Source organism: Denitromonas iodatirespirans (genome assembly GCF_018524365.1).
GTDB classification, from domain to species: domain Bacteria; phylum Pseudomonadota; class Gammaproteobacteria; order Burkholderiales; family Rhodocyclaceae; genus Nitrogeniibacter; species Nitrogeniibacter iodatirespirans.
Genome location: NZ_JAEKFT010000008.1, coordinates 155,453 through 166,640, shown reverse-complemented (window position 1 = coordinate 166,640; position 11,188 = coordinate 155,453). Strand labels below are relative to the sequence as shown.

The 11,188-nt window shown below is 62.7% G+C and carries 7 protein-coding genes and 2 tRNA genes; 2 read left to right on the top strand and 7 right to left on the bottom strand.

Annotated features, from left to right (window positions below; all coding sequences use genetic code 11):
- Positions 1–538: 538 nt before the first annotated feature.
- Positions 539–2,074 (top strand): hypothetical protein, encoded by a 1,536-nt coding sequence (locus I8J34_RS09700; RefSeq protein ID WP_214361192.1) that lies wholly within the window; start codon positions 539–541, stop codon positions 2,072–2,074.
- Between the two features lie 67 nt (positions 2,075–2,141).
- Here I8J34_RS09700 and I8J34_RS09695 read toward each other — a convergent pair whose 3' ends face one another.
- From I8J34_RS09695 to I8J34_RS09680, 4 genes are all read right to left on the bottom strand, one after another.
- On the bottom strand, positions 2,142–3,134 hold the full coding sequence (locus I8J34_RS09695) for a trypsin-like peptidase domain-containing protein (protein WP_214361191.1): 993 nt from the start codon (positions 3,132–3,134) through the stop codon (positions 2,142–2,144).
- A 192-nt stretch (positions 3,135–3,326) separates the two neighbouring features.
- Entirely contained in the window at positions 3,327–4,715 is a 1,389-nt protein-coding gene (locus tag I8J34_RS09690; protein WP_214361190.1) for an ABC transporter permease, read from the bottom strand.
- Positions 4,712–5,689 (bottom strand): ABC transporter permease, encoded by a 978-nt coding sequence (locus tag I8J34_RS09685; protein ID WP_214361189.1) that lies wholly within the window; start codon positions 5,687–5,689, stop codon positions 4,712–4,714. Before I8J34_RS09685 ends, I8J34_RS09690 begins: the two co-directional genes overlap by 4 nt.
- A 2-nt stretch (positions 5,690–5,691) precedes the next feature.
- Positions 5,692–7,974, bottom strand: a complete 2,283-nt coding sequence (locus tag I8J34_RS09680; RefSeq protein WP_214361188.1) for an ABC transporter substrate-binding protein — start codon at positions 7,972–7,974, stop codon at positions 5,692–5,694.
- A gap of 114 nt (positions 7,975–8,088) precedes the next feature.
- On the opposite strand from I8J34_RS09680, the gene I8J34_RS09675 reads away from it, so the two are divergent.
- On the top strand, positions 8,089–8,880 hold the full coding sequence (locus tag I8J34_RS09675; protein WP_214361187.1) for an enoyl-ACP reductase FabI: 792 nt from the start codon (positions 8,089–8,091) through the stop codon (positions 8,878–8,880).
- A gap of 146 nt (positions 8,881–9,026) precedes the next feature.
- On the opposite strand, the gene I8J34_RS09670 is transcribed toward I8J34_RS09675, so the two are convergent.
- The 3 genes from I8J34_RS09670 to I8J34_RS09660 form a co-directional block, all read right to left on the bottom strand.
- Complete coding sequence (locus I8J34_RS09670; protein ID WP_214361186.1) at positions 9,027–10,931, bottom strand: SurA N-terminal domain-containing protein; 1,905 nt, start codon at positions 10,929–10,931, stop codon at positions 9,027–9,029.
- A gap of 95 nt (positions 10,932–11,026) precedes the next feature.
- Positions 11,027–11,103, bottom strand: a tRNA-Asp gene (locus I8J34_RS09665).
- A 9-nt stretch (positions 11,104–11,112) separates the two neighbouring features.
- Positions 11,113–11,188 (bottom strand) — tRNA-Val (locus tag I8J34_RS09660).

Here is an 11,188-nt window from a genome sequence, read left to right as displayed (position 1 = left end):
CCATCGATCAGCTCTTTCGGGATGGACGGCAGCGCCGCCGCAGTGCTCTTCTTGCTGGTCTTTCTTGGCATACATGCTCCTTGCTCACATGGTATGCCTCAAACACAAAATTTCTGACAGGCTCATCGTCGCCGACTCTGCCGAGCAGTTCTACAGCAGAAATTCGGCAGAATTTGGAGCGCTCCCTTCCTCTAGCGCTCCGAGCCACCATAGACGCGAGGGCCAAAAAACAGACATACGACGAGTTCGTGTATATGCGGTAAGGCAGACAGCGACGACGAAGCCGACAGCGCCGAACCGGAAGCCGATACAGCAACCCACCGCCCGAACGTCCCCGCCGGCCAACCCGGCCCCGAAGCCGACTGGTGGTTCACTCCGGCCCTGACCGGTAGCCGCCGCTGGTTCAAGGCGGGTGAGGTCATGCCCGCGCTCGGCGGTGACTATGGCAATACGTTCTGGCAGCGCTCGCCTGATCAATCGGAACCCTGACCCGGCCCTCCCCTCCCCTCCCGACAGCACATTCCTGCCCGGATCGACTATGCAGCCTCTGAGCACCTACACGCCGAGCGGCCGAGTCAATGCGTTTCGGCTTTGGCGGATCGCCGTTTTTGGCGTACCGCTGATCGCCTTTTTTTCCTGGGCATACGCCAATGTCCTGATTCTTGATCCGCCGGCCTTTTTCGCACCGCTGGCGACGCTGATCTTCACTGCTGCGTGTGCAGTGACCATCACCACACTTCTTGAGAAAACACACTCCCGCTCGCCGCGATTCAATATCGTCGTTGCCGTCGTATTGGTGCTCTTCGCCTACTGGGTCCGCTGGTTGGTCTTTTTTCGTGCGATGAGCGTTTCTACCGCCACCGAATTTGCGCTGTCCGATCCGCTGTCTGCGCTCAAATTCCTCTGGGACTACGGTGTTGCTCGGGCTGCGGCCGACCCAAGCGAGTTCTCGGCATTCGCCAGCAGCCTGATCTGGGCGCTTGAGCTTCTCGTTCTCGGCGGGCTGTCGATCCTCCTGGCTCGGGATCGGGCGCTGAAGCCCTTCAGCGAGACACGCAAGGCATGGGCCATCGACGAGGCCGGTGGTGAGGTTTTTCTAGGTGCCACGCCGCCCGAAGACATCCGGCGATTGATCGAAAACGACGGCGTCTCTTCGCTCATGACGATGCCGCGCGCAGATCGCTTGCAAGCCACACCGTTGGCCTCGACATGGTCTACGTTGAAAATCAAGGGACACAAGCTCGAAGGCGACGCTTCGGCGTTCTGGCTCACGCTGCAGCACGTCTCGTCCTTGCGCTCCAGCGAAGGAAAGGTCAAGTCGCATGATGAGGACATCTTCAAGTACTGGCAAATCTCACCGGAAGACTATGCCCGGTTGATGGCTTATCTGCACGACGCCGAGCGCACGGCGCCAGAAGAAGTAACCGACGATTCGGCGAAGTCGTCAATGGATCGACCAACCCCCGAGGCGCTGCAACCGGCGCTTGCCGCACTACAGGCCGGAAATTCCGCAACCGCACTTGCCTTGGCGGAAGGCTATCGAACACACCCGGACACCCATGTCAGCACGGATGCAGTGAATCTGTGCGCTCTTGCTCTGAGTGAGCTGAAACGCTGGTCTGAAGCCTACGACGCATTTCTTCAGCTCTATGAACGCCTGCCTACGGCCCAGAACGCCTTGCAACTGGCCACGACCTCTGTCATGGCCGGCCAGTTGGTGCGAGGCCAGGCCTGGTTCGATCGCGCCGAGACCATCAATGCGCAGGCACGCGAAATGCCGGCGCCGCGCTTGCGCACGGCATTTCTGTCAGCGCTGGAGCAAGCCGGAGAATTCGAGGCCTGCGAACCGCACCTTGCGTGGCTGCGTAGCTGCTACTCGACGGTCTCGTCCACAGATTCCCAGATCTTGTGGAATTACGGATTACCGTTCTTTCCCGAATTTCTGCGTAAATCGCTACCGCTACTGCGATCCCATCTGGACGATGCGCAACTGCACGCTTGGTACGGCGTCATCAGACCGCAGCTGGACGCGGACGGACAGCGCGCGATCGACGAACATCTGTCTTCGATTTGAAGCATCGTCGTATGTGCCTTTCCGTCAGGCCGTAAAGCCCAGCCGCCGGTCAGACATACCAATAGCGTCACAGCCCCGGCACATCCTCCACCGGAATCGCAAACCCGATCCCCTGCGTTCCCATCAGGATGGCGGTATTGACCCCCACCACATCGCCGGACTCGGTGATCAGCGGTCCGCCGCTGTTGCCCGGGTTGATGGGGGCGTCGGTTTGCAGATAGCGGCGATCGCCTTCCTGGCGGTAGCCGGAGAAGATGCCTGCGGTGACGGTATAGGTCAGCCCGGAGGGGCTGCCGACGGTGTATAGCCGCTCGCCTTGGCGCAGCTGTTCGCTTCGGCCGCGCTTGATGTAGGGGCAGTGGCTGGCCGGGAGGCGGAAGGTGGCCAGGTCGCGCTCTTCGACATAGCGGATCTGATTGACATCGAAGGTCGTGCCGTCGACCAGCGACACCTTGTAGGTGGCGGTACGGGCGTAGAGTTCGGTCTTGCTGATCTCGGCATTGATGTGCTCACGAACAGATTCGGGAAGCGTTCGGAGGTCTTCCTGCACCGCGTCGATCTTGAGTTTGAGCGTGAGTGCGGCGCCACTGCCCTTCCCGCTGCGGCGGGTTTCTTCTCGGTACTTTTCCAACAGATCCTTGAGATCCTGCTGCAGCTCGGCCTGCCGGCGCCGGAACTCCATGGCGATCGCAGGGGACTGCTGAGCGGCCCGCAAGGCCCCTGCGCTGTCGAAATGGAGGACGTGGCGATTGGTCACGACCAGGCAATCGGCGCTCATGATGAATCCTGACCCCAGGTTGCCCCACGGCGTCTGGATGAAGACCGTGGCGTTGCGGGCGGCTTCGATCGGGTTGCCGGGCGGATGGGATTTGCCGAGTTTGCCGGCGAGCCCTTCCTTCGGTTCGCTGGATGTGGCCGACGGCGTGGCGACCTGCGCCGCCTGCACAGGCGCCTCGGTGGCATCGGGCCGCAGAACGAGCACGGCACCGATGATCACGACCAGCGCCACCCCCGCGGCCTTGATCAGCGGAAAGCCGGCTTCGCTGGACGACGGGCGCACTGGACGGCTCCTGTACTCCGACGATGCCATGACCTCTTTCTCGGCCAGATACTGAGCGTATTTCTCGAAGAAAACGCCGCACGACTCACACTGTGCGGCAGCTGCCTGAGCATGGCCGCACTTGGGGCACTTGATCGTCACTGACTTGCTCCTTGGACGCCGGTTGCCATGGATTTCCGGCAAGGCTGAAGGCTAGACACCTCGTGGATCGAAGGCATCGCGCACCACGTCGGCCAGCAGGTTGGCGGCGAGCACCAGCACGAACATGAACACGAAGGCAGACACCAGCGACCACCACACCATCGGATCGCGCGCCAGCTCCATCCGCGCCGCGTTGATCAGCGTCCCGAAGCTGGCCATGGTCGGGTCGACCCCGATGCCGACATACGACAGCACGGCCTCGGCCAGCACCAGCCCCGAAAAATCCATGACCAGCGCGATGATCACGATGTGCATGAGGTTGGGCAGAACATGGCGCAGCAATATCCGCACGGTGGGCACACCGAAGGCTCGCGCCGCCTGCACGTACTCGAGTTCGCGCAGTTTGAGGGTTTCGCCGCGAAGCAGCCGGCACAGGCCGGTCCAGCTGGTCACGCCGAGGATGATGCACAAGGCGAGCAGCCGGGCATCCGAGCGCTCGGCGGCGGTCGCGAACCATTCGGGGTGGTTCTCGATGAACACCTGCATCATGAGCACGGCGGCAGCGATCAGCAGAACCCCCGGGATCGAGTTGAGCACGGTGTATAGATACTGGATGGCGTCGTCCACCCAGCCGCCGAAGTAGCCAGCGAGAATCCCCAGGGCAATGGCCAGCGGCAAGGTCACCAGGGTCGTGAGCGTGCCGATCATCAACGCGGTCCGCACGCTTTTCAGCGTGAGGTAGAACACGTCCTGGCCCACCTTGTCGGTGCCGAAGATGTGATAGCCCTGTGCCAGCGACACCAGCATGCCCGCGCAGAGGGCAATGATCGATGCCGTGACCCAGGCGGCGCGCCAGGCCAGTGGCGTCTGCCCGCGAATCAACTGCTTGAGCCCCCCGGTCAAGACACCGAGCAGCAGCCCCATCGCAACCGACACCACGACACCTGCCGCTGCGCCGCGAACGAGCCGCGCGACGATATCGGAAGCATGGTCGTCGACGGGATCGTCGAGATGTGCACCGCCATGCTTGAGTCGGGGGAAGTCCCGGCGTTGCTCCCCGCCGGGGAGTTCGACCGTCTCCTTGACATAGGCGTGCGTGGCCAGCGGGGCGGAGTAGGTGCGCTCGACATTGCTGCGCTGACGCTGCATGAGCATGTCCAGCACACTGTTCACCTCGGTGGCGTAGATCGCCTCCGTCTGCCCCACCGCAGGCGGCAAAGCCGCGCGAAAGTGCAGGCTGTCGAGTACGCCGATGACCAGGAAGGCGACGAGAATCACCAGCGCCGCCATGCCGACCGGGCGCTCGCCGACCCGTCGCCATGATCGCCGCAAGTGGGGGCTCCGATAGGCATGGACCCCGCCGATGATGCCGGCCACGAAGAGCGCAAAAAAGCACGCGTCGGTCCACAAGACGACCGGTTGGAAGCCGTGCTCGATCATTCGAACCTCACCCGCGGATCGACCAGGGTGTAGGACAGGTCCGTCAGCATCAGGCCGATGATGTAGAGCACCGAGCCGATGAACACCATGGCCCGCACGACCGAGAAATCCTGCGACTGAATCGCATCGATGGTGTAGCTACCCAGCCCCGGAATACCAAAAAACGACTCGATGATCAGGCTCCCCATGAACAGCAGCGGGATGACCACCACCACGCCGGTGAGGATGGGAATCATGGCGTTCTTGAGCACATGCCGGAACAGCACCACCAGCTCGGAAACACCTTTGGCGCGCGCGGTGCGCACATAGTCGCGCGAGATTTCTTCCAGAAAAATGGTGCGATACCAGCGCGTGCTGCTTCCAACGCCGGCCAGCACCCCCAGGATGACCGGCAAGGCCAGAAAGCGCGGAGCATCCAGACCACCGTCGTAACCCGATATCGGCACCAGGTGCCACACTTTCGAAATCAGCCACTGCCCGCCGATGATGTAAAACAGGCTGGAGATCGACATCATCGCCACACACGCCACCACGCCCCAGAAATCCAGCGCGGTGGCGCGGAAGAACACCAGCATCAGCGCGAAGCTGACCGTGACGAAGAGGCCGAGTACGAAGGTAGGCACGGCAATCGCCAGCGACGGCCCCATGCGCTGGCGGATCTCCCGTGAGATGTTCCGCCCGTCGTCGGCCGCACCGAAGTCCAGCGCGAACATGCGTACCGACTTGTCGAAAAAGATGGTGTCGGTCAGCTTTTCACCGCCCTCGGCTTGCGCATTGAAGAACAGCGGCTTGTCGTAGCCGCGCTCGGCCTTCCAGCGTTCGATGGCGTCCGGCGTGACCCGTTTGACCCCCAGCTGCATGCGGGCGACGTCGTCCGGCGTGTTGACCACGAAAAAGAGGGCAAAGGTGATCAGGTTCACGCCGATCAGGATCGGCAGTGCATAGAGCAGGCGTCGTACCAGGTAGGCCCACATGCTTATCCCTCCCCCGCTTCGCTCACACGCACAGTCTGGCGCTCATGCAGGCGATAGCGCCGCACCATCGGCCACACCAGCATCACCAGCAGTCCCGCGATCAAGGCCAGCGGCCAGAGCACCGGCCGGTTCCACGCGGCGCGCTGGGCACTGCGCAGCGTGACATCGATGCGCTGATACTTGAGCGTGTTGCGCACGATGGCACCGGGCTTGCGGTTCTTCAACCAGCCATGCTGCAGGACGAAGGCCTTTTGGTGGAAGCCCCAGATCCACGGGGCATCATGCTGCAAAATCCGGTTCATCTTGCGGATCACCGCCAGTCGTTCGGGGCCGTTCGGCATCACCTTCATGGTCTCGAACAAGCGGTCGAACTCGGCGTTCGTATAGTTCGCGGCGTTCTCCCCCTGCGTGGCCACCCGCCCCTGCGGACCGTAGAGCAGGAAATAGAAATTCTCCGGGTCCGGATAGTCGGCGTTCCAGCCCATGAAGAACATCTGGGCGTTGCCCTTGCGCAGCTTGTCCTGCAAGCGGTTCCAGTCGGTGCCGCGCACCACCAGTTGCAAGTCGATCTTTTTCAGCTGCTTGGTCAGCCAGTCCACATAGGATTTCTGGCCTAGGCCCGACGAGGTGGTATCCAGATGGATCACCAGCGGCTCGCCCGTCTTGGCGTCGCGCCCGTCGGGATAGCCGGCTTCGGTCAGCAGGCGGCGCGCCTCCGACACCGGCTTGCGCACCGGTTCGCCATCGACCCAGTCGTAAACCATCGGGTTGATCCCGGCCTTGCCGGCTTCATGCCCGAAAATGCCGGGCGGTACCGGATGCATGGCCGGCGACCCCCGGCCATTGAGGAACACCGAGATGAACTCCTCCTGATCGATGGCGATCGACAAGGCCAGGCGCAGCTTGCGTGCACGCTCGCTGGCGCCACCGACCACCGGGTCGAGCATGTTGAAACCGAGGTACATCACCGTTGGCGACACCGAGGTCGACAAGCTGATGCCGCGCTCGCGCATGTCCTCGCTCAGGCTCACCTCGCCCTCGCCGCCCATCTGGACCGCTTGATCGAAGTTGTCGGACGACAGGCCGGAGGCGTCGTAGTAGCCCTGGAGGAACTTGTTCCAGTAGGGGATGCTCTCTTTCTCGCGCGAGAACACCGCGCGATCGATGAACGGAATTGTTTTTCCGCAATCGGCCGTCAGCCCCGCCGCCGCATCGTCGTCGGTCGCTTCGCACGGGTAGAGCTCACCGCGGAAATTGGGATTGCGCTCCAGCACCATGCGCGCGTTCGGATCGTTCTCGACCAGCATGTAGGGCCCGGTGCCGACAGGCCACCAATCCAGGCTCAGGTTCTTTTCCGCCATGCCGGGCTGCGCGTAAAAGCGATCCACCTCGCGCGGCACTGGTGCGAAGAACGGCATCGTCATCCAGTAAGAGAGCTGGGGATAGGCACCTTCGATACGGATCCGGTAGGTATAGCGATCGACGACCTCGACGCCCTCGAGGGGGAACGCGTCGAGATCGATCCAGGCATCGGGCCCCACCGCCTTCGCAGCGGCATCAAGCGCCTGATGCAAGGGCTTGAGCCCCCGGATGTAGCCACTCATCAACTCGAAAATCGGCGAATGCAGGCGAGGATGCGCCAGTCGCTTGAGCTGATAGACGAAATCGGCGGCGACCAGCTCGCGGGTGCCGGTCTTCGGAAAATCCGGGATCGTGGCAACGCGGTCGATCAAGCCGTCCGGCAAGGGTGCGTAGGCCGGCCGACCCTGCGCATCCGTCGCAAACGCGGGATGCGGCTGATAGAGGATGCCCGGCCGAATGTGGACCTCATACACCGAATACGCAACATCGGTGGCTGGCGCATCGTCCGCCAGCCGGTTGCCGTCACGGCCGTAGCGCAACAGCGTCGGCATCTTCGCCGCAGCCCCCGGAATCACCTCGTAGGGCCGCTTCAGATAGTGATACTGCAGAGGCGGCTCGTAGATCTGATACAGAAACGTCGCCTCGTCCTCGGAATACGACTGCACCGGATCAAGGTGTTTGGGGCGGTTGGTGAAGGCCGAATAGAGGATGTTCTTGCCAGACTCGGCGGCCGGATACGGGTCGTTCCAGGCGCTGCCACAGCCGGACAACAGCACACCCGCCAAACCGGTCAGGAGCGCTCGCCGCACGACCGTCGTGCGTGCCGCCAAGCACCTGGCCGGAAAGGCATGGCCTGCGGCAAAACCGGCACGGCGCAGCGTATTCAGGAAGGCAAGGCGCAACTTGCGCAAACGAGCGAGCATGGGCGGCAGTTTAGCCGAAGCGGCGTCCGACAGGCATCCACCTGCGGCGGCATGCCTCCGGCGTTGTCGCTTCGGCTATAATTCGGCGATTGGCTCAATGGAGATTTGGAAAAAATGGGGCTTCTCGCAGGTAAACGGATTCTGGTCACGGGCTTGCTCAGCAATCGGTCGATTGCCTATGGCGTCGCCCGTGCGATGCACCGCGAAGGCGCAGAATTGGCATTCGCCTATCAGAACGACCGTTTCCAGGAACGCGTCAGCAAACTCGCCGCCGACTTCGGTAGCCAACTCATTCTGCCTTGCGATGTTCAGGAAGACTCGCAGGTTGACGACTTGTTCTCGCAGATCGGCGATGCCTGGGGCGGCATCGACAGCGTCGTGCATTCGATCGCCTACGCGCCCAGCGATGCATTGGAAGGCGACTTCCTCGAAGGTCTCTCGCGCGAAGCCTTCCGCATCTCCCAGGAGATCAGCGCCTACAGCTTCCCGGCCATGGCCAAGGCGGCACGCCCCTTGATGGCCGGACGCAACGGCTCCCTGCTCACCTTGTCCTACCTCGGCGCGGTGCGCACCATGCCGAACTACAACATCATGGGCCTGGCCAAGGCCAGCCTGGAAGCCTCGGTCCGCTATCTGGCGGCCTGTCTGGGCCCCGAAGGCACGCGCGTCAACGCAGTTTCCGCCGGCCCGATCAAGACCCTGGCGGCCTCGGGCATCGGCAGCTTCGGCAAGCTGCTCTCGTTCAACGAACGCAACGCACCCCTGCGGCGCAACGTCACCATCGACGAGGTCGGCAACGCGGCAGCGTTCCTGTGTTCCGACCTGGCCAGTGGCATCACCGGGGAAATCATGTACGTGGATGGCGGCTTCAATACAACCGCCCTCGGCAACCCCGACCAGGGCTGAACACCGCCTGGACAGGCCGACAACCGCAGCCTAGCGCTGCGGTTTTTTTGCCCCGAAGCACCGTCTGACGACATGCAGCAAAGAAAAAGGCCCCCGACGAGGAGGCCTTTTTTTGACGATACGGGCAAGCGCCGGGGCGCTATCACTCAACCATTGGAGTCGGTAGCCAAGGCCGCTGCATTGATCTTGACCGGATATTGCTCACGCAGGGTCGTCAGGAACGCGCGCAGATCCTGCGCCCCCATCAGTTGCGCATACTGCCCCGACACCGTCGCGATCCGCGGATCGGTCTCCGACAGCTCGGTCTTTTTCACGGCATCGACACGGAACAAGGCATACCCTGCCCCCGGCACTGCCACTCCGGTGTAGCCCGGCACTTTCTCCGACGACACGGCAAACACTGCGGCCATGGCATTTGGCGGCAACATGGGCAGGCCGCGCTGGAGCTTGATGGGCTCGCCCCATTTCAGCGCCGGCTTGTCGCCCTTTTCGAGGGCGGCCAATTGCGCCGCCCCTGCCTGCGCCGCCGCCTCGGCCGCCAGTTTCTGGCGCAGCTGCGATTCGACCTCCGATTTCACTTCATCAAAGTCGCGCTGCCGCGCTGGTTCATGGGCCGTAACGCGTGCGGCGACAATCGTATTGTTGCCCACGTCGATCGCATCGGTGTTGTGCTTGTCCGTGATTGCTGCGGGCGAAAACACCGCCTCCACCAAAGCCGGCGACTCAAATCCTGCCAGCGTGGTAGCGCCTTGCTCGACCCAGTCGTCCGTGGTGCGGACCTTGAGACCAAACTGATTTGCCGCCGGCTCGAGCGAATCAGGCTGCTCATACACGAGGTTGGCAAACTGCTCGGCCGACTCGGCAAACCGACGACTGGCGGCGCGCTCCCGAACCGCGGCTTCGATACGCGGCCGGGCCTCTTCGAAGGTCGGGATGGTGGCCTTGCGGATTTCATCCACGCGGATGATATGGAAGCCGAAATCGGAGCGTACCAAACCGCTCACTTCGCCGACCTGCAGCGCAAAGGCCGCATCCTCGAAAGGCTTCAGCATGGCGCCACGGGCGAAGAAACCCAGATCGCCGCCGTTGGCCGCGGAGCCCGGATCGTCCGATGCCGACTTGGCCAGTTCGGCAAAGCGCGACGGATCGGCCTTGATCTGCGCCAGCAGGCCCTCCGCCTTCTGTTTGGCGGCAGCCACGTCCGCTTCCGAAGCATCTGCTGCCACCTGAACCAGAATGTGCCGAGCCTTGCGCTCTTCCGGCGAACCCAGGGTGGCCTTTGTCTGCTCATACTCGGCACGCAGCTCGTCGTCGGAGACCGTGACCTGGTCCTTGAGCGAATCGGCGCTCAACACGACGTAGGCCACTTTGACCCGTGCAGGCACGGCATACGAGGCCTTGTTGGCTTCATAGTGCGCCTTGAGCGCATCGGCAGACACCTCGACCGAGGACAGATAGGCCGCCGGCTCGAAGCGAACCATGTGCACGGTCCGCTCTTCGAGTTGGGCCGACAGCACGCGCATCACGGCGGATCGGGGCACCAGCGAGGCCTCGCCCATCGCGCTGAGCACCTGCTGATAGGCCAGCTCGCCCCGGAGACGCTCCTGGAAGCCCAGCTCGTTCATCCCCTGGCTACGCAGCACGGCCTGATAGCGGGCATTGGAGAACTGCCCGTCATCCTGAAACGCCGGAATGTTCGCGATCGTTTCGCGCAGCTGCGCATCCGATACCGACATCCGATGCTCGCTCGCAAACAAGGAAAGCAAACGCTGATTGACCAGGTTGTCGAGCACGGCGCGCCGGAACAGCGGATCTTCGAAGGTCGCCGAATCGACCGGCGTTTCGCTGCTGGCCCGGATTCTGTCCTGCTGTTCCCTCAGGGCCTGCTCGAACTCGTAGGTCGAGATCGGCGAGCCGCCGACGGTCGCGACCTCGCCGGCCGCGCCTCGATCGCTGAGATAGGACTCGATGCCGAAGAACCCGAAAGTGACCGAAATCAGGACCAGGATGACTTGCGCGACGCGCTTGTTGTTTCGAACTGCCTCAAACATGTGGATAGCCAAGTAGAGCGTTGAAAGGCGGATGATATCGCGCCAGCGAACAGATCAAAAAAAAGGCGAACACAATGCTCGCCTTTTGGTCGGTCTGGCGGAGTGGACGGGGCTCGAACCCGCGACCCCCGGCGTGACAGGCCGGTATTCTAACCAACTGAACTACCACTCCGCTGCGCGCTGGTGGGTGCTGACGGGCTCGAACCGCCGACATTCGCCTTGTAAGGGCGACGCTCTACCAACTGAGCTAAGCACCC